General features: G+C 37.7%; 18 protein-coding genes. 13 read left to right on the top strand and 5 right to left on the bottom strand.

All coding sequences use genetic code 11. The features are described from left to right. Positions 1-194: 194 nt before the first annotated feature. Positions 195-1,631, top strand: coding sequence for a 30S ribosomal protein S12 methylthiotransferase RimO (gene rimO, locus ABXH06_RS13620; RefSeq protein ID WP_353518574.1), 1,437 nt, complete (start codon positions 195-197; stop codon positions 1,629-1,631). A gap of 129 nt (positions 1,632-1,760) precedes the next feature. On the opposite strand, the gene ABXH06_RS13615 is transcribed toward rimO, so the two are convergent. The 3 genes from ABXH06_RS13615 to nadE form a co-directional block, all read right to left on the bottom strand. Then, the gene (locus ABXH06_RS13615) at positions 1,761-2,342 is read right to left on the bottom strand and encodes a GspH/FimT family pseudopilin (RefSeq protein WP_353518573.1); all 582 of its coding nucleotides are present in this window, start codon (positions 2,340-2,342) and stop codon (positions 1,761-1,763) included. 128 nt (positions 2,343-2,470) lie between these two features. Further along, entirely contained in the window at positions 2,471-3,043 is a 573-nt protein-coding gene (locus ABXH06_RS13610) for a GspH/FimT family pseudopilin (RefSeq protein WP_353518572.1), read from the bottom strand. Between the two features lie 89 nt (positions 3,044-3,132). After that, positions 3,133-3,978, bottom strand: coding sequence for an NAD(+) synthase (gene nadE, locus ABXH06_RS13605; RefSeq protein WP_353518571.1), 846 nt, complete (start codon positions 3,976-3,978; stop codon positions 3,133-3,135). A 168-nt stretch (positions 3,979-4,146) separates the two neighbouring features. Between nadE and glnB the strand changes: the two genes are divergently transcribed. After that, positions 4,147-4,485 carry a nitrogen regulatory protein P-II gene (gene glnB, locus ABXH06_RS13600; RefSeq protein WP_303452888.1) on the top strand — a complete coding sequence of 113 codons (339 nt, stop codon included), beginning with the start codon at positions 4,147-4,149 and terminating at the stop codon, positions 4,483-4,485. Between the two features lie 102 nt (positions 4,486-4,587). Here the strand turns inward: glnB and ABXH06_RS13595 are convergent, their stop codons facing one another. After that, positions 4,588-5,361 carry an outer membrane protein assembly factor BamD gene (locus tag ABXH06_RS13595; RefSeq protein WP_353518570.1) on the bottom strand — a complete coding sequence of 258 codons (774 nt, stop codon included), beginning with the start codon at positions 5,359-5,361 and terminating at the stop codon, positions 4,588-4,590. A gap of 193 nt (positions 5,362-5,554) precedes the next feature. Here ABXH06_RS13595 and rluD point away from each other — a divergent pair, with 193 nt between their 5' ends. The 3 genes from rluD (at position 5,555) to clpB (ending at position 10,053) form a co-directional block, all read left to right on the top strand. Continuing rightward, the gene (gene rluD, locus ABXH06_RS13590) at positions 5,555-6,529 is read left to right on the top strand and encodes a 23S rRNA pseudouridine(1911/1915/1917) synthase RluD (protein WP_353518569.1); all 975 of its coding nucleotides are present in this window, start codon (positions 5,555-5,557) and stop codon (positions 6,527-6,529) included. Then, a complete protein-coding gene (gene pgeF / locus ABXH06_RS13585; RefSeq protein WP_353518568.1) occupies positions 6,510-7,328 on the top strand; it encodes a peptidoglycan editing factor PgeF in 819 nt (272 codons plus the stop codon). The genes rluD and pgeF overlap by 20 nt, the downstream gene beginning before the upstream one ends. A gap of 154 nt (positions 7,329-7,482) precedes the next feature. Beyond that, positions 7,483-10,053, top strand: coding sequence for an ATP-dependent chaperone ClpB (clpB, locus tag ABXH06_RS13580; RefSeq protein WP_353518567.1), 2,571 nt, complete (start codon positions 7,483-7,485; stop codon positions 10,051-10,053). Positions 10,054-10,112: 59 nt separating this feature from the next. On the opposite strand, the gene ABXH06_RS13575 is transcribed toward clpB, so the two are convergent. Beyond that, positions 10,113-10,721, bottom strand: coding sequence for a hypothetical protein (locus ABXH06_RS13575; RefSeq protein WP_353518566.1), 609 nt, complete (start codon positions 10,719-10,721; stop codon positions 10,113-10,115). Positions 10,722-11,067: 346 nt separating this feature from the next. On the opposite strand from ABXH06_RS13575, the gene rpsB reads away from it, so the two are divergent. The 8 genes from rpsB (at position 11,068) to rseP (ending at position 18,695) form a co-directional block, all read left to right on the top strand. Then, positions 11,068-11,796, top strand: a complete 729-nt coding sequence (gene rpsB, locus ABXH06_RS13570) for a 30S ribosomal protein S2 (protein WP_303452882.1) — start codon at positions 11,068-11,070, stop codon at positions 11,794-11,796. Between the two features lie 148 nt (positions 11,797-11,944). Next, positions 11,945-12,781, top strand: coding sequence for a translation elongation factor Ts (gene tsf / locus ABXH06_RS13565; protein WP_353518565.1), 837 nt, complete (start codon positions 11,945-11,947; stop codon positions 12,779-12,781). A gap of 221 nt (positions 12,782-13,002) precedes the next feature. Next, entirely contained in the window at positions 13,003-13,743 is a 741-nt protein-coding gene (gene pyrH, locus ABXH06_RS13560; protein WP_303452880.1) for a UMP kinase, read from the top strand. Positions 13,744-13,813: 70 nt separating this feature from the next. Then, complete coding sequence (frr, locus tag ABXH06_RS13555; RefSeq protein ID WP_432280243.1) at positions 13,814-14,335, top strand: ribosome recycling factor; 522 nt, start codon at positions 13,814-13,816, stop codon at positions 14,333-14,335. A gap of 75 nt (positions 14,336-14,410) precedes the next feature. Further along, a complete protein-coding gene (uppS, locus tag ABXH06_RS13550; protein WP_311582611.1) occupies positions 14,411-15,178 on the top strand; it encodes an undecaprenyl pyrophosphate synthase in 768 nt (255 codons plus the stop codon). A gap of 42 nt (positions 15,179-15,220) precedes the next feature. Continuing rightward, on the top strand, positions 15,221-16,087 hold the full coding sequence (locus tag ABXH06_RS13545) for a phosphatidate cytidylyltransferase (RefSeq protein WP_353518564.1): 867 nt from the start codon (positions 15,221-15,223) through the stop codon (positions 16,085-16,087). Between the two features lie 12 nt (positions 16,088-16,099). Further along, positions 16,100-17,335: a 1-deoxy-D-xylulose-5-phosphate reductoisomerase gene (gene ispC / locus ABXH06_RS13540; protein WP_353518563.1), complete on the top strand. Its 1,236-nt coding sequence runs from the start codon at positions 16,100-16,102 to the stop codon at positions 17,333-17,335. 4 nt (positions 17,336-17,339) lie between these two features. Then, complete coding sequence (rseP, locus tag ABXH06_RS13535) at positions 17,340-18,695, top strand: sigma E protease regulator RseP (RefSeq protein ID WP_353518562.1); 1,356 nt, start codon at positions 17,340-17,342, stop codon at positions 18,693-18,695. Positions 18,696-18,711: the final 16 nt, after the last annotated feature.

Here is an 18,711-nt window from a genome sequence, read left to right as displayed (position 1 = left end):
CATTAAAGATGTAAAGTTTTCCGACAGTTAAATCATGCCATTTAATGTTTATCTGTAGCACAAATTGTTTATTTAAGACTGATGGGTTAGATGCTTAATACCCCGATGAAATAGTGAAGTTAGTAGCTTTTACCTGTATAATCCGCTCACTAAAATTCACCCTGTAAAATGACTTCGAATCATAAAGGCACATTATGGCAGTTGAACAATTCGACCCAAAACAAACCACGACATTAGAAACACCAAGTAAAGTGTTAGACCAACAGTCAAAGGAGCTTTATGCCAATGTATCAAACTCTAAAACAGACTCAGAACGTGCTGCCCGTGTAGGTTTTGTCAGCCTTGGTTGTCCTAAAAATCTTGTTGATTCTGAGCGGATTTTGACTCAGCTTCGCACCGAAGGTTATGACGTGGTAAATTCCTACGATGATGCTGAAATGGTGATAGTCAATACCTGTGGATTTATTGACTCTGCCGTACAAGAGTCCCTCGATACTATTGGGGAAGCACTTAAGGAAAATGGAAAAGTGCTAGTAACAGGGTGCTTAGGTGCAAAAAAAGATGAGATTGTTGAGCTTCATCCTAACGTGCTTGGTGTTACGGGCCCTCATGCTTACGATGAAGTATTAGCACAAGTTCACGAACATGTTGAAAAACCAATGCATAATCCGTTAATTGATTTAGTGCCTGATCATGGCGTTAAACTAACACCTAAACATTATGCCTATTTGAAAATATCAGAAGGCTGTAATCATCGTTGTACTTTCTGCATTATTCCTTCAATGCGGGGAGACTTAGACTCACGTCCTATTGGTGATGTTATTGGTGAAGCTAAACGCTTAGTCAATGCTGGCGTAAAAGAATTATTGGTTATTTCACAAGACACCTCTGCTTACGGGGTAGATGTAAAACATAAGCTTGATTTTTACGAAGGTATGCCGGTTAAAACACATATGCAGCAGCTTTGTGAAGAATTGGCTAAGCAAGGTGTTTGGGTGCGTTTACATTACGTTTATCCTTATCCGCATGTGGATAAAATCATTCCATTAATGGCAGAAGGTAAAATTCTGCCTTACTTAGATATTCCATTTCAGCACGCTAATAAGCGTATTTTAAAATTGATGAAGCGTCCAGGTAGTTCAGACCGTGTGTTAGAACGTATTAAAAAATGGCGTGAAATTTGTCCTGAACTGGTGATCCGTTCGACCTTTATTGTAGGATTCCCAGGGGAAACCGAAGAAGAATTTCAAGAGCTATTAGACTTTTTAGCAGAAGCACAATTAGATCGTGTTGGCTGTTTTAAATATTCCCCCGTTGAAGGCGCCACTGCAAACGAGTTACCCGATCATGTTCCAGAGGACGTTATGGAAGATCGTTTACAACGTTTTATGGCCGTTCAAGCGAAAATAAGTGCGGATAAATTACAAGCTCGCATTGGACAAGAGTATTTAATTTTAATTGATGAGATTACAGAGCTTGGCGCAGTAGGGCGTTCATACATGGACGCGCCAGAAATAGATGGCAAAGTGTATTTATCTGATGAGTATGATGTTGAACCGGGTGATCAAGTTTGGGTGCAAATTATCCATGCTGATGAACATGACGTTTGGGGCGTTTTAGTCGAAGATTAATTAATTTTATATTAAGTCGTCATCATGAATAATCGATTATGACGACTTTTTTAAATGCTATGAATTTAATTAATAGCAAAACCGTTAACCATTAAGAGTTTAGTTAACAATAAATCAGTTCTTAAGAATTTAACTACAAGTTAATTCATTACCGCTTCTATCTTCATCTTTATCATCATTATCTGTGTCTTGACTGGCGTAAACCCTGCCTGATAAAGAAATATTGATCCCTCTGGCTAGTTCAGGATAATCTTTTGGACAATAAATAAAAACACTGTTGTTGCCACTAATTAACCGACCGGTAGGAGAGTACACTAAGGATGTTTGGTTAAGGGTTAATGAATCATTGGTTTTTATTGCTGCTTTGACTTTAATAACTTGTTCATTCGTTGAATCAAACTTTGTGTTATCAGCGGTATTATTAAAAACGGTGAGTTCTTTTTTCCAGTCAGTACCGCAAACGTTAGAGGTTGACAATGGGCACAAGGTTACATTTTTTCCGCTATTTATCGCTGTATTACGGGCGGTTAAAATAAGGCGATGTAATTCAGAAATTTCATTATCAACGCGCGATTCAACTAAATAACTATTTAAATTGGGGATAGCTATCATCATAAGTACACCAATAATAGAAACACTAACCAAGAGTTCTATTAATGTAAAACCTTGATGTACCAAAGCTAGTTTTTTAATTTTTTTGCGACTTTTCATAATAAAAACAACTTAAATTTTAAACCGTCTGAGTAAGTTATATCATTTTATGACTTACTCAGCCAATGTAAATTCCTCAGTATGTTTTTCCAGCGTTCTGAGGATTTAATCTTTATTATAAAAGGGATTTAATCGCATAGAATTATTTTTCCGCTTCTATTTTTGTCTTTACCTTGATGTTTACCTGTCTGACTTTGATAAGATTTATATAGTCTACCTGATGTTGCTACAATGATAGCTCTAGAGCTGTTTGCATGGTTTTTAGGGCAGTACTTAAAGGTGCCATTTTGTCCCCACCCTGATAAATAACCGGTAGATGCGTAAGTTACGCCAATTCTATTTTTTCCGTATTGCAGCTTATCTTGTTCATCAATGGCGCTTTTCATTACAATAATGTGTTCATCATTATTTGGCTCAAAACGTTTATTATCGTTGCTGTCTGTAAACACATAGATAGGCTGAGCCCAATCATTCGTACAATGATTGTTATCATTTAATGGACAAACTGTGGTGAATTTTCCTGTATTGATTGCTGCATTTCTAGCAGAGAGCAATAAACGATAAAGATGGGATATTTCATTATCTACTTTCAACTTGACGGTATATTCCATAAGGCTTGGAACACCTATTGCGACAAGTGAAATTAAAACCGCAAGTGCAACTAATACTTCTATTAACGTAAAACCAATATACCTATTCATTTTATTCATCATCCATGAAGAATTAAACGTGAAATAGGTATAGAAGGTAATTGAATTATTTGCCAGTTAATTTGTCGATTTTTTAATCATCAAACGTCATATATTGTTGGAATGGCGGAACGTTTATGTTGGGTACGTTGATAAATAGCAAGAATAGATGCTAACGTTTGGCTATCGACTTGCTTGCCTTCCAAAAAGTCATCAAGTTGGTCGTAACTCATACCTAAGGCATCTTCATCTTTTTTACTTGGTGACAATTCTTCTAAATCTGCTGTCGGTGCTTTGTCAATTAACACATTTGGTGCGCCTAAGGTTTTAGCTAATTGTCTGACTTGACGCTTCGATAATCCGAACAACGGTGCTAAATCACAGGCACCGTCCCCCCATTTTGTAAAAAAGCCGGTGATATTTTCGGCAGAATGATCTGTACCTATAACAAGCCCCCCTAACATTCCCGCAATATGGTATTGCATTGCCATTCGTGCTCTGGCTTTTACATTGCCTTTTGAGAAGTCAATTTGAGCGTCTGCCATGGTAAGTAGATTATTATTTTTTAATGCTTGAACGGCTTCGTTATGTATACCTTCTACACCTGCAAGTACATTAGTGGTTAAGCAATGAGAGGGCTTTATAAAATCAATAGCTAATTGTGCATCCACTTCATCGGCCTGTACGTCAAAAGGTAAACGAACAGCAATAAATTGATATTGAACATCTGTATTTTTTGAGGTTTCTTGATTTAACTCGTCGATAGCAAGTTGTGCTAGTTTTCCACAGGTTGAAGAATCTACGCCGCCACTAATACCTAAAACTAAATTGGTTAAGCCTGAGTTGAGTAATTGTGACTTAATAAACTGAATACGGCGTTTAATTTCAAAATCTACATCAATTGAGGGTAAAACCTTCATTTCTTCAATGATATCTTGCGGGTTCATCTGTTTTCCTATGTGCGAGAGTAGAATCAATAAGTGCTTAATACTTAGTGTATCAAACTCTAAAATAGAAGTGATGAATTTTTATTGTTCGAACTTAGAATTTATTTCTATAATCAATTGTGTACAATAGTTATATCTGCTGTTTATTTATTATCAACGAGTTATTTTATGAAAAAAATTGAAGCGATTATTAAACCATTTAAATTAGATGATGTACGCGAAGCTTTAGGTGAAATTGGCGTTACAGGGATGACAGTTTCTGAAGTTAAAGGTTTTGGTCGTCAAAAAGGCCACACTGAACTTTATCGAGGTGCAGAATATATGGTTGATTTTTTGCCTAAAGCAAAAGTTGATATTGTTGTTCAAGATGACTCTGTTGAGCGATGCATTAAAGCGATTATGGATTCTGCTCAAACGGGTAAAATTGGTGACGGTAAAATTTTTGTTACTGATGTTGAACGGGTGATCCGAATCAGAACAGGCGAGGAAGATGGCGAAGCGATTTAATTGCAAGCTTACTTAAAATTATCTATTAAAAGATAATGTGATTGAACCATAAAAAATGGCGACTAAATAGTCGCCATTTTGTTATCCAATCAAAACCTGGTGTTAGTCAATCGAATCATCCGTGTTTTGGTTATTCGGATAATTTGCTGCTAATACTTGTTTCGCATTACTTTCTAAATCACTTAATCCCATCGCTTGATAACATTCAATCATAATTTCTAAAGCTTGCTCAACTTCTGGGCTCGTTGAATAATGCTCCACGATAAAGCGGCCTCGATTGGCTGCCGATGCGTAAGCCTCACGTTTTAAGTAAAAGCGAGCCACTGAAAGTTCATATTTTGCTAAGCGAGATTTAATCGCTATCATGCGTTTTCTTGCATCTGTCGCGTATTTGCTTTGCGGAAAGTCAGTTAAAATGGTTTTAAAATCATTAAACGCTTCTCTAGCTGCGGTAGGATCTCGGTCTGAACGGTCAATACCTGCCAAGTCTTGAAATAAATTTTCTTCGGTAGAAAGGTTAATTAATGCGCGCATATAATAGACATAATCAACATTAGCATGGTTTGGGTTTAGCCTAAGAAAGCGTTCTGCCAGTGCGATACCTTGCGCTGAGTCACCACTTTTATAATATCCGTAAATCAAATCTAATTGTACTTGATGAGAAATTGGTCCATATGGAAAACGCGAATCAATGGCTGACAGTATTTGTATCGCTTTTTTATATAAGCCGTTATCTAAAGCTTCTCTCGCATCGGTAAATAAGGCTTGTGCAGATTTATCTGGCACTTTATCTAATTCAGTTTCTTCAGATGAAGAACAACCCATTAAAGTTAATATGAGTACTAAAAAAATTGTTTTAATTATCAGTTTGTCCATAGACCTTGGTATCACTACGTTATAATACTAACCTTACTTACTGGTTGGTATGTTCGTTAAAATAAAATGTTTACTTGTTTCAGTTACCCAACGTAATTATTTGGTGTAATTGATTTATCAAACAGGTAAAATAAGCACTGGCATTCTAACCTAGCAATCAAACCTTGCACAGTGCTAATTAATAGAGATTTTAATGGCTGAAAAAATTCAACACAAAGATATCGTTCCTGAATCATGTTTAGGTAAGCGATTCGACCAAACCATTGCGGAAATGTTCCCTGAATATTCGCGTTCACGATTAAAAGAATGGATCTTAGCCGGTCACGTTCAAGTCAATGGTGAAGTATTAACCAAAGCGCGAGAAAAAATGTACGGTGGTGAAACGATCAGTATTGAAACTCAGGTTGAGGCTGAAGAGCGTTTTAAATCACAAAACATCCCATTAAATATTGTTTATGAAGATGATAATATTTTAGTGATCAATAAACCCGCTGGTTTAGTTGTTCACCCCGGCGCGGGTAATCCTGACGGCACAGTTTTAAATGCCTTATTACATCATTGTCCTCAGGTAGATGTAGTTCCTAGAGCTGGTATTGTGCATCGCCTTGATAAAGATACAACAGGCTTAATGGTGGTCGCTAAGACTATTGCAGCGCAAACCAATTTAGTAGAATCACTCCAAGCGCGTGAAATCACTCGTGAGTATGAAGCTATTGCTAGTGGTATTATGACCGCCGGAGGCATTGTTGATGAACCTATTGGGCGACATTCAACTAAACGCACTCATATGGCGGTGACTATTTCAGGACGTCCTTCCGTAACACACTATCGGGTTATGGAGAAATTTCGTTTACATACCCGTTTACGTTTACGTCTAGAAACTGGACGTACTCACCAAATTCGTGTTCATATGGCGCATATCACTCATCCTTTGGTTGGAGATCCGGTATATGGAGGTCGTCCTCGTCCTCCTAAAAATGCGACTGCTGAATTAAGAGAAGTATTGAAAGGGTTTAAACGCCAAGCTTTACATGCCGCTATGTTATCGTTGTTTCATCCTATTACTGGCGAACAAATGACTTGGCATGCTGAAATTCCGCAAGATATGGTGGCATTAACTAATATTCTTCGTGAAGATTCTAAGTTGAATGAAACACCAGATTTTTAATCTAAACCCTAAAAATAATATCGCTTTTGATACAGTTGAAATGCCTGTTGACCACATTCAGGCATTTCAAACTACACGTTTACATCCCTTTATAGAACAACATTCATTTTCATCTTCATGTACAAAAAACGCTTGTCCAAAGTCTTTTGAATACTTTAACTTAGGTTTACATGTTGCTGATGATGCCCAAAAGGTATTAGAAAACAGACAGGAATTACTCAACTATTTACCGCAAAACACCGCGATACAATGGTTAGAACAAGTACATGGTAATCATGTAGTTACCGTTAAAAATGTCAGTACTTCTATTCAAGCCGATGCGGTTATCACTCGTACGCCGAAATTAGCGTTAGCGATTATGACAGCGGATTGTTTACCCATTTTATTAGCAAACAAGCAAGGCACGGAAATTGCCGCCATACATGCTGGTTGGCGTTCATTAGCCGGTGAAATAATCAAGGAAACGTTAGGTAATATGTATAGCGATAACAATGAGGTTGTTGCTTGGTTAGGCCCTTGTATTCGCCAAGAAAATTTCGAAGTAGGTGTCGACGTTAAGCAGCAATTTGAACAAGTAAATGCTAATTTTTCTTCTGCATTTATTGAACATCGACAAAACCAGCAAGCCAATAAGTGGCTCGCTGATCTACAAAAGCTAGCTCGATTACAATTAACTGAGTTAGGAGTGAATCATTTTTCGGTTAATTCCCATTGCACTTATGCTGAAAATGACCGTTATTACTCTTACCGAAGAGAGCAAAAGACGGGCAGAATGGCTTCAATTATTTGTATAAAATAATGCAACACTCCCTTGTAATATATTGTCGAGATAACTTGATTTAAATCAAAATGGCAATTTAAAACTTCTTAAAGTGCTTGAATTATTATTAATCGCCCATAAATTTTAATTAAGATTAATCGTAAGTCCAGTGATATGGCTGTAAGGAATATTTATGCGTTTAGACCGTTTTACTCAATCTTTTCAAGTGGCAATTTCAGATGCACAATCCATTGCATTAGGTAAAGACCATCAATTTATTGAGCCAGTACATTTAATGTTGGCGTTATTAAATCAAAACAATGGCAGTACACTCCCGTTATTAAAAAGTGCGGGTGTTGATGTTTTTTCATTAAGAAGCCAAGTTGAAAAAGTGATTAATGATTTAGCCCAAGTTTCTGGTGCAGGTGGCGAAGTGCAATTGTCTTCTGCCATGGGGAACTTACTGAATTTATGTGATAAATATGCGCAAAAGTCAGGTGATAAGTATATCTCTTCAGAGATGTTTTTACTCGCTGCTCTTGAAGATAAAGGCAAGTTAGGTCAAATTTTAAAAACACTTGGCGCAACTGAACAACGAATTAAAGATGCGATAGAACATGTCCGTGGAGGTCAAAAGGTTGACGATCAAAATGCTGAAGATGTTCGACAAGCACTTGATAAATTCACGGTTGATTTAACCGATCGGGCAGAGCAGGGTAAATTAGATCCTGTGATTGGCCGAGACGATGAAATTCGCCGCACTATTCAAGTTTTGCAACGCCGGACAAAAAACAATCCCGTTTTAATTGGTCAACCCGGTGTCGGTAAAACGGCAATTGCCGAAGGGCTGGCGCAACGTATTGTTGATCATGAAGTACCGGAAGGTTTAAAAAATAAACGGGTATTGTCTCTCGATATGGGGGCATTGGTTGCGGGGGCAAAATACCGAGGTGAGTTTGAAGAGCGTTTAAAAGCTGTACTCAATGAACTTGCAAAAGAAGAAGGGCAAGTCATCTTATTTATTGATGAATTACATACTATGGTTGGGGCCGGAAAAACCGATGGCGCCATGGATGCAGGAAACATGTTAAAACCTGCATTAGCCCGAGGTGATTTACATTGTGTCGGTGCCACCACTTTAGACGAATATCGTCAATACATTGAAAAAGATGCCGCCCTTGAACGCCGTTTCCAAAAAGTAATGGTCGATGAGCCAAGTGTTGAAGATACCATTGCTATTTTACGCGGTTTAAAAGAGCGTTATGAGCTGCACCATAAAGTAGAAATTACCGATCCTGCGATTGTTGCCGCGGCAACTTTGTCACATCGTTATATTAGTGATCGACAACTTCCAGATAAAGCGATTGATTTAATTGATGAGTCTGCTTCAAGTATTCGTTTGCAAATGGACTCTAAACCAGAAGTATTAGATAAGCTTGATCGTAAAATCATTCAGTTAAAGCTAGAGCAAAAATCGTTAGAAGATGACGCCGATGATTCATCATTGAAGCGTTCAGCTTTGATCACTCAGCAATTAACTGACTTAGAAAAAGAGTACCATGAGTTAGATGAAGTTTGGACGTCAGAAAAAGCCGCCATTCATGGTACGCAGGCGATTAAAACCGATCTTGAACATGCACGCATAGAGCTTGATGCTGCGCGCAGAAGTGGAGATCTCAACCGAATGGCGGAATTGCAGTACAGCCGTATTCCTGAATTAGAAAAGCAACTTGATTTAGCCACTCAAGCTGAAATGCATGAGATGAGTTTATTGAGAAATAAAGTTACTGATGTTGAAATCGCTGATGTGTTAAGTCGCTCTACAGGTATTCCTGTTTCAAAAATGCTGGAAGGTGAACGGGATAAATTACTGAGAATGGAAGAAGATTTACACAAGCGTGTTATCGGCCAATCTGAAGCCGTGGTATCTATTTCAAATGCGATAAGACGTTCACGTGCCGGCCTTTCTGATCCAAATCAGCCGATAGGCTCGTTTTTATTTTTAGGGCCAACAGGGGTTGGTAAAACCGAATTAACTAAAGCGTTAGCTCATTTTATGTTTGATAGTGAAGACGCCTTAATTCGAGTGGATATGTCTGAGTTTATGGAAAAACATTCGGTTGCTCGCTTAGTGGGAGCACCTCCCGGTTATGTTGGCTATGAAGAAGGTGGCTATCTAACCGAAGCGGTTCGTCGTAAACCCTATTCAGTTATTTTATTAGATGAAATTGAAAAAGCACACAGCGATGTTTTTAATATTTTACTGCAAGTACTTGATGATGGTCGATTAACGGATGGCCAAGGTCGTACGGTTGATTTTAGAAATACCCTCGTCATTATGACCTCTAATATTGGCTCTGAAATTATTCAAAGCTTTTCCGATGATAGTCAATATCAAGCGATGAAAGCTCAAGTCATGATGGAAGTGAGCAATAATTTTAAGCCTGAATTTATTAATCGTATCGATGAATCGGTGGTCTTTCATCCATTACTGTCAGAGCAAATACAAGAAATTGCAAGTATTCAAATCTCATCTTTGGCTAAACGGATTGCTGATAAAGGTCTCGAGTTAAAGGTTTCACAAGAGGCGCTTGCGTTAATTTCTGAAGCTGGATTTGATCCCTTATTTGGCGCTAGACCGTTAAAACGTTCTATTCAGCAACTCATTGAAAACCCATTGGCCAATAAAATATTGTCAAATGAGTTTTCATCGAATACAACCATTAACGTGGTAGTTGAAAACGGGGAATTAGTGTTTCAATAAGTACTTAGGTTCAAAGAGCGTCAGCAAGTGAATGACTGAGCTTAAGTCATGCTAATCGTTTAGTGTGACTTTAGCTCAGTATTAATGGCCTCAACAATTTTTTCAGGATTTTCAAGATACAAGTTGTGATTAAGTAAAATGAGGGTGTCATTATGCGCTAATAGCAAAGCTGGTATTGCATTGGTGCCTATGACTTCTTGTAATTCAGTAATATCGTGAAATGTAAACTCTGCGTCTTTGGTCAACTTTTCAATTTTTAAGGCTTTCGCAGGCGGGGATAGCTTTAACGCGTCAATAAACGGCTGCACTTCATCTTTATCTGTTAATGGGTTGCCGGCTTCAAAATGCGCATGCTGAAGAGAAATTAATAAATCTAACGCATGTTTAGTTGATTTGTTTTGAACCCAAGTTAATAAATTGGCCGCTAAAGTCGAATCTTTATATTCAATTAAACTATTTAAATAGGCTTGGCTAAAGGATACATCACTTAAGTCTTTCACTGCCTTTATAGTAGATAAATCAACTTTATTCTCACCATCGTAATAAGCACAATGCATCAAATGGATGGGCATATCAGGAAAAGCTGCAGCGATATTTTTCACAAGCGCTGTAGTGGCATAACTCCACGGACAATGAGAATCGTAAATGAAAAAAAGCTCGCTAGACATATTTTTAACCTGTATAAATAAAAGACCTGCGAATTTTAACTTCTCTGAGACAATAAACCTAGCCTTATATTTGAAATTTTTAGTAAAAACTGTGGTTAATTCTTGTGCTTTATGGTATAAAGTGCGCCGCTAAATTTAAGTTAGACAAATTTATATTTTTTACTTTAAAGAAGTATTTATTTGGCTACTTAGGTTGAACGACTAACTGTGCCATATATTGGTACGTACTATAAATTCACATATACCTATAGAAGATATATCGGGGTGCTCAAGTTTACTGTTTTAAAACAGTGCTATGGGTCGAATATATTGGGTGTATGAACGCTTAACCCCAAAGGAAAATATTATGCCAAACGTTTCAATGCGCGACATGCTAAAAGCCGGTGTTCACTTCGGTCACAAAACTCGTTACTGGAATCCAAAAATGAAAACTTACATTTTTGGTGCTCGTGACAAAGTTCATATCATTAACTTAGAGCAAACTGTTCCAATGTTTAATGATGCTTTAGCCTTTTTATCAGGTGTTTCATCTAAAAAAGGTAAAGTTTTATTCGTAGGTACTAAACGTGCTGCTAGCGACGCAATCAAAGATGCTGCAATCAAATGTGATCAATTTTACGTTAATCACCGTTGGTTAGGTGGTATGTTGACTAACTGGAAAACAGTTCGTCAATCAATCAAACGTTTAAAAGATCTAGAAGCTCAAAGCTCTGATGGTACTTTTGAAGCGCTTACTAAAAAAGAAGCGTTAATGCGTACACGTGAAATGGAAAAGCTTGACAAAAGTCTTGGTGGTATTAAAAACATGGGTGGTTTACCTGATGCTTTATTTATCATTGATGCTGATCACGAGCACATTTCTATCAAAGAAGCTAACAACTTAGGTATTCCTGTAATATCTGTAGTTGATACAAACTCAAACCCAGATGGTGTTGATTACATCGTTCCTGGTAATGATGATGCGATCCGTGCAATTACTTTATACACTGACTCTGCAGCAAATGCTGTTATTGAAGGTCGTGAAAAAGACATCGTTGTACAAGCTGAAAAAGACGGTTTTGTAGAAGCTGAATAATTTCAGTTAATACTTAAAACATCGTTTTATTTTGCATTTGCCACCTAAGCAGGCGTTTTCGCTTTCTGCTTTCGTGGCAACTTATTTAATACTTATGCCTAAACTTTTAAATGAAAGGTTAGGGGTAACAGATTTGAGGAATTAACTCATGGCAATTACTGCTGCAATGGTTAAAGAACTTCGTGAACGCACAGCTGCGGGCATGATGGATTGTAAAAAAGCATTACAAGAAGCTGACGGCGATATGGAACTTGCGATTGAAAATATGCGTAAGTCTGGTCAAGCAAAAGCAGCTAAAAAAGCAGGTAACATCGCTGCTGAAGGTCAAATCATCATTAAAGATGGCGCTTTAGTAGAAGTTAACTGTCAAACTGACTTCGTAGCAAAAGATGACAACTTCTTAGCATTTGCTAACAAAGTTGCTGATGCTGCAGCTGCGTCTAAAGCGACTATTGAAGAGCTTCAAGCACAGTTCGAAGAAGAGCGTATTGCTTTAGTGACTAAAATTGGTGAAAACATCAATGTTCGTCGCGTAGCTTATGTTGAAGGTACTACTTTAGCTTCATATAAGCACGGTGCTACTATTGGTGTTGTTGTTGCTGGTGAAGGTGATGCTGAGTCTCTTAAGCACATTGCAATGCACGTTGCTGCAAGCAAGCCAGAATTCTTAACACCAGATGACGTTCCTGCTGATGTAGTTGCTAATGAAAAGCGTATCCAAATTGAAATGGCGATGAATGAAGGGAAACCTGCTGAAATCGCTGAAAAAATGGTTACTGGTCGTATGAAGAAATTTACAGGTGAAGTTTCTTTAACGGGTCAAGCTTTCATTATGGAACCTAAGCGTACTGTTGGTGATGTATTAAAAGAGAAAGGCGTAACTGTTTCTAGCTTCGTTCGTTTAGAAGTTGGTGAAGGTATCGAGAAAAAAGAAGAAGATTTTGCGGCTGAAGTTGAAGCGCAAATTGCAGCGGCTAAAGCTTAAGTTCTTCTGACTTGATTTGCGAGTAATATCAAAGGTATTGGATCGCTAATCTTGAATATAAAAACGTCTACATAGTAGGCGTTTTTTGTAGGTAAAGCATAATAAAAGTGAGTTTTTGCACTTTTGACTTTCGATAGTGCGATAAACGTATTAAAATAGCCGCGGTTAATTTCGACCGCGGCTTTTTTATATCTATAATTCAGATCAGGAATGTATACTCTATGAGCATCAACCCAAAACCTACATATCGTCGAATTCTTTTAAAACTTAGTGGTGAAGCCCTGATGGGGGATGAAGGTTTCGGTATCGATCCGAAAATCTTAGACCGTATGGCTCAAGAAATTAAAGAGCTAATTGAAATGGGGATTCAAGTTGGTTTAGTCATTGGCGGTGGTAATTTATTTAGAGGTGCAGGGCTTGCTGAAGCAGGAATGAACCGAGTGGTTGGTGATCAAATGGGCATGTTAGCTACCGTGATGAATGGTTTAGCGATGCGTGATGCACTTCATCGTGCTTTTGTGAATGCTCGTTTAATGTCAGCCATTGATTTAGCCGGTGTTTGTGATAGATATAATTGGGCTGAAGGGATAAGTTTATTAAAATCAGGTCGCGTTGTTATTTTCAGTGCGGGTACGGGTAACCCGTTTTTTACAACCGATTCAGCCGCATGTTTACGCGGCATAGAAATTGAAGCTGACGTTGTTTTAAAAGCAACGAAAGTTGACGGTATTTATTCAGCAGACCCTGTTAAAGACCCTAGCGCTGAATTATACAGTCACTTAACTTATCAAGAAGTATTAGAAAAAGAATTAAAAGTAATGGACTTAGCTGCCTTTACTCTAGCACGTGATCATAATATGCCGATCCGTGTATTTAATATGAATAAACCTGGTGCATTAAAAGCCGTTATTATGGGCGAAGATGAAGGCACAATCATCGACCACGCTAAAAATTTAGATTAGTATTTTTAAGTAATTAGTTTTAAGGATTATCAAAGTGTTAAATGAAATAAAACAAGATGCTCAAGAAAGAATGGGCAAAAGTATTGAAGCGTTTAAAACCAATTTAAATAAAGTAAGAACGGGTCGAGCGCATGCGTCATTACTTGATAATATTACCATTGAATATTACGGCTCTGATACTCCGTTGAACCAAGTGGGCAATATTTCTATTCCTGATGCACGCACTATTGCTGTGACAGTGTTTGATAAATCAATGATCAGTGCGGTAGAAAAAGCCATTATGTCATCTGATTTAGGATTGAACCCTATGTCACAAGGCACACTAATTCGTATTCCGTTACCTCCGTTAACTGAAGAGCGTCGTCGTGATTTAGTTAAAGTCGTTAAAGGGGAAGGTGAAAACAGTAAGATTGCCATCCGTAACATTCGCCGTGATGCGAATTCAGATGTAAAATCATTAAACAAAGAAAAAGAAATCAGTGATGATGAAATGCATCAAGTGGAAGATGAAATACAAAAAATTACTGATACTTATATTAAACAAGTTGATGCTATTTTAGCGGATAAAGAAGCTGAATTGATGGAAATTTAATTCATCACATCAGTTGAAAACGTCGTATTTAATGTACATTAATACGGCGTTTTTATTTAGCGATAGAAAAGTTTGATGAGTGGAGTTTGTGTGATCGAACAACAACGAGCAGAAAATAATCCAGCTATTCCAAAACATATTGCCATTATAATGGATGGTAATGGGCGCTGGGCACAACAGCGTGGCAAAACACGGGTAGTTGGACATAAAAACGGGGTTGAGTCGGTTAGAGCTGTGGTATCTACGGCACGAAAGCAAGGTGTGAAAGCATTAACTCTTTTTGCATTTAGTAGTGAAAACTGGCAAAGACCAGAAAAAGAAGTCAGTGTATTAATGGATCTTTTTATGTATGTTTTAACGCGTGAAGTTAAGAAACTACATAAAAACAATATACGATTTCAAGTGATAGGCGATGTTAGTCGATTTTCAGATAAGTTGATTAATAAAATCAACGAAGCAGAAAAATTAACAAAAAACAACAATGATATGGTACTGTCTATCGCTGCTAACTATGGCGGCCGTTGGGATATTACCCATGCGGCTAAGCAACTCGCTCAAAAAGTAAGCGATGGCGAGTTGTCCGTTGACGATATTACTGAGCAATCATTTGATCAACAAACAAGTTTAGCGGGTTTACCTGAACTTGATTTATTGATCAGAACTGGGGGCGATTATCGCATTAGTAACTTTTTACTTTGGCAAGCTGCCTATGCAGAGTTTTATTTTACCGAAGTATTATGGCCTGATTTCCAGGAAAAAGAGTTACTTAACGCTATGGCGTGTTTTGATCAGCGAGAAAGACGTTTTGGTCAAACAGGCGAACAAGTTAAACGTAGTGAATAAAAAAATAAAATCTAAAAACTAAAATTTATAAAAGGGTTTCGTTTGTTAAAACAACGTATTATAACAGCATTATTATTAGCGCCATTGGCTATTGCAGCTATATTTTATATGTCGCTAGAATACTTTTCTATTTTCATTGCCGCCGTGATGGCTATTGGTGCATGGGAATGGGGTCCTTTAATGGGCTTTGAAAATAAACGTCGTCGTATCGCCTTTGTGATTACAACGATTATTCTAATTAAAGCCATTTGGTATTATTTCCCCTTAATGAGTTTATGGGATGCGCAAGCGGAACTAAATTCAACTATTCAGGCAATTTTATGGGTTGCCGTCGCATGGTGGTTATTATCAGCGGCTTTAACATTCTTATATCCTCGCTATAGTGCTTTTTGGTCAAGTCATCGTTCTATTCGCGGAGTCTTTGGTTGGTTAACGCTTGTTCCAACTTGGTTAGCGTTTGTCGTTTTAAGAGCGAATGATTATGAAGTAGATCCTTATCAAGGCGCACAACTGATCATGTTTTTATTCCTAATGGTATGGAGTGCTGATGTTGGCGCTTATTTTGTCGGTAAATCTATTGGCAAACATAAGTTAATGCCTAATGTTAGTCCAGGTAAAACAATGGAAGGTTTTATTGGCGGGGTAATCTTTGCGTGTATTTTAGTAGCCATTGCTGGCGCTAATTTGGGTTGGACACAGCAACAATTTATTTTAGTACTTGGCGTCACGGTTATCATCACTACTATTTCTGTTTTAGGGGATTTAAATGAAAGTATGTTTAAACGTCAAGCGGGTATAAAAGACAGTGGTACCATCTTACCCGGTCATGGTGGGATATTAGACCGAATTGACAGTTTAACCGCTACCGCTCCTATTTATGCGTTATGTTATGCATACCTTGGTTGGTAGGTTATTTTATTCATGACAAAGCGTAAACTCTGCATATTAGGCTCAACGGGCTCTATTGGTGTTAATACCTTAGAAGTTGTCAGGCTTCACCCTGAAAAATTTTCCATTTATTCTTTGTCCGCCAATAAAAATGTTGAGCAGTTATTAGCTCAATGCCGTGAATTTAGTCCAAGCGTTGTGGTGATGGTTTGTCAAGAATCCGCAAAACTACTTACTCAAAAGTTATCCGCCTTAGGGCTCGACAAAATTCAAGTACTCTCAGGTATCGATGCTTTAACTTCGATTGCTCAATCAGATCAGATAGATACGGTCATGGCCGCTATTGTTGGAGCTTCGGGATTAATGCCAACATTAGCCGCTGTGAAAAAAGGTAAACGGGTTTTATTGGCTAATAAAGAAGCTTTAGTGACATCTGGGCAAATATTTATTGATGCCGTTAAAGTCTCTGGCGCCGAGTTATTACCTATCGACAGTGAACACAATGCAATTTTTCAAAGTTTGCCAAGTATGGCGCAGCAAAATGTCGGGACTTGTCAATTAAGTGAAAATGGCGTCAGTAAAATTTTACTGACCGGCTCAGGTGGACCTTTTAGAACGAAAGCTATTGATGAGTTAACAGCCGTTACGCCTGATCAAGCTTGTGCGCATCCCAATTGGGAAATGGGTAGAAAAATTTCGGTAGATTCAGCCACCATGATGAATAAAGGGTTGGAGTTTATTGAAGCCAAATGGCTTTTTAATGTTGAAGCTGACGATATTCAAGTTGTGCTTCATCCCCAAAGTACTATCCATTCAATGGTTCAATATAAAGATGGTTCGGTTATCGCACAAATGGGCAATCCTGATATGCGAACACCCATAGCGCATGCATTAGCATTTCCTGAGCGTATTGAAGCAGGAGTTGAGCCATTAGACTTTTTTAATACACCTTCCTTTGATTTTGAACAACCTGATTTTGAACGCTACCCTAATTTAAAACTTGCTATAGAAGCGTGTAAGCAAGGACAAGGTGCTTGTACGGCTTTAAATGCTGCAAATGAAATAGCCGTTGATGCCTTTTTGAACAATCAGATAAAATTTACTGATATTTATAAAATAAATGAAACTTCTGTGAAAAAATTTGTCTCAGAAAGGATAGTAAATATTGATGAAGTACTTTCTTTAGATATGTCAGCCAGAGAATATGCTCAAGAAATTGTCAAACAATTAACGGGTAAAAATCGTTTGAATGAAGATAAGGTAATATAGTTTAGTGATTGATTTTATTTGGAATTTATCTTCATTTGTTATTGCATTAGGTATTTTAATAACCGTGCATGAGTACGGCCATTTTTGGGTGGCTAGAAGAAATAAAGTTAAAGTTGAACGTTTCTCTATCGGTTTTGGTAAAGCTATTTGGCGCAAAACAGATAAACAAGGGACAGAATATGTGGTAGCGCTGATTCCCTTAGGTGGCTACGTTAAAATGCTTGATGAGCGAGTTGATGAAGTTGCTCCCCAAGATAAAGATAAAACTTTTAACAGTAAAACAGTTTATCAGCGTATTGCGATAGTGGCTGCGGGCCCTTTAGCAAACTTTGTTTTTGCAATTTTTGCTTTTTACTTAATGTTTCTATTAGGTATGCCTAGCGTAAAGCCCATTGTTGGAGAAGTGACACCACAATCGATCGCTGCGAAAGGACAAATCACGAGTCAAAGTGAAATTGTCGAGATAGCAGGACAAGCCACACGAGATTGGCAAGATGTGAATTTAGCCTTAGTAGCGAATATTGGCGAACCTCGTTTAGTGATTAAAACGGTAAACAAAGACAGCGCATCAGCGGTAAGTCACCAACTAGATACCCGTGATTGGCAGTTTTCACCAGAAAAAACTTCCGCCATTGAAAGTATTGGTTTAATGCCATTTAGACCAAAAGTTCATAATGAAATTGTGGTTATTGCTAAAGATAGTCCAGCAGAACGGGCGGGATTAAAAATCGGTGATCAGCCAATATCGGTTAATGGAATTGCGGTAAATAACCAATGGCAAATTTTTTCTGAACAAATTAAACAATTCCCTAATCAAGAAATTGTGATTGAAGTTGAACGTGAAGGTCGTATTGAACAATTGACTGCGATTCCAGATAGCATTGAAAGAAATGAGCAGTTGATAGGTTATTTAGGCTTAGCGTCAAAGTCTGATCCATACCCAAAAGAATATCAATTTGAATTATCTTATGGGCCTATTGATGCCATCAGTCAGAGTTTAGATAAAACATGGCAGCTGATTGTCTTGAGTTTTAAGATGATTGGTAAATTAATCACTGGCGATGTTTCAGTTAAAAATTTAAGTGGCCCGATTTCAATCGCACAAGGTGCTGGTGATCATGCGGGTTATGGATTGGTATATTTTTTAGGCTTTTTAGCCTTAATAAGTATTAATTTAGGGATAATAAACCTTTTACCTGTGCCAGTACTTGATGGCGGGCATTTAGTTTATTACGTTATAGAGCTTTTTACCGGTAGACCAGTGCCAGAAAAAATTCAAGAAATTGGATTTAAATTTGGTACACTAGCGTTATTAGGGTTAATGAGTATCGCATTGTTTAACGATTTATCGCGATTATAAATAAGAAGAAGTAGTT

It is taken from the genome of Thalassotalea sp. SU-HH00458, assembly GCF_040362795.1.
Classification (GTDB): domain Bacteria; phylum Pseudomonadota; class Gammaproteobacteria; order Enterobacterales; family Alteromonadaceae; genus Thalassotalea_H; species Thalassotalea_H castellviae.
This window is presented reverse-complemented; position numbering and strand designations above follow the sequence as displayed.

Coding starts and splice junctions, on each gene's coding strand:
- rimO (WP_353518574.1), top strand. CDS start 195: ATGGCAGTTGAACAATTCGACCCAAAACAAACCACGACATTAGAAACA.
- ABXH06_RS13615 (WP_353518573.1), bottom strand. CDS start 2,342: ATGAAAAGTCGCAAAAAAATTAAAAAACTAGCTTTGGTACATCAAGGT.
- ABXH06_RS13610 (WP_353518572.1), bottom strand. CDS start 3,043: ATGAATAGGTATATTGGTTTTACGTTAATAGAAGTATTAGTTGCACTT.
- nadE (WP_353518571.1), bottom strand. CDS start 3,978: ATGAACCCGCAAGATATCATTGAAGAAATGAAGGTTTTACCCTCAATT.
- glnB (WP_303452888.1), top strand. CDS start 4,147: ATGAAAAAAATTGAAGCGATTATTAAACCATTTAAATTAGATGATGTA.
- ABXH06_RS13595 (WP_353518570.1), bottom strand. CDS start 5,361: ATGGACAAACTGATAATTAAAACAATTTTTTTAGTACTCATATTAACT.
- rluD (WP_353518569.1), top strand. CDS start 5,555: ATGGCTGAAAAAATTCAACACAAAGATATCGTTCCTGAATCATGTTTA.
- pgeF (WP_353518568.1), top strand. CDS start 6,510: ATGAAACACCAGATTTTTAATCTAAACCCTAAAAATAATATCGCTTTT.
- clpB (WP_353518567.1), top strand. CDS start 7,483: ATGCGTTTAGACCGTTTTACTCAATCTTTTCAAGTGGCAATTTCAGAT.
- ABXH06_RS13575 (WP_353518566.1), bottom strand. CDS start 10,721: ATGTCTAGCGAGCTTTTTTTCATTTACGATTCTCATTGTCCGTGGAGT.
- rpsB (WP_303452882.1), top strand. CDS start 11,068: ATGCCAAACGTTTCAATGCGCGACATGCTAAAAGCCGGTGTTCACTTC.
- tsf (WP_353518565.1), top strand. CDS start 11,945: ATGGCAATTACTGCTGCAATGGTTAAAGAACTTCGTGAACGCACAGCT.
- pyrH (WP_303452880.1), top strand. CDS start 13,003: ATGAGCATCAACCCAAAACCTACATATCGTCGAATTCTTTTAAAACTT.
- frr (WP_432280243.1), top strand. CDS start 13,814: ATGGGCAAAAGTATTGAAGCGTTTAAAACCAATTTAAATAAAGTAAGA.
- uppS (WP_311582611.1), top strand. CDS start 14,411: ATGAGTGGAGTTTGTGTGATCGAACAACAACGAGCAGAAAATAATCCA.
- ispC (WP_353518563.1), top strand. CDS start 16,100: ATGACAAAGCGTAAACTCTGCATATTAGGCTCAACGGGCTCTATTGGT.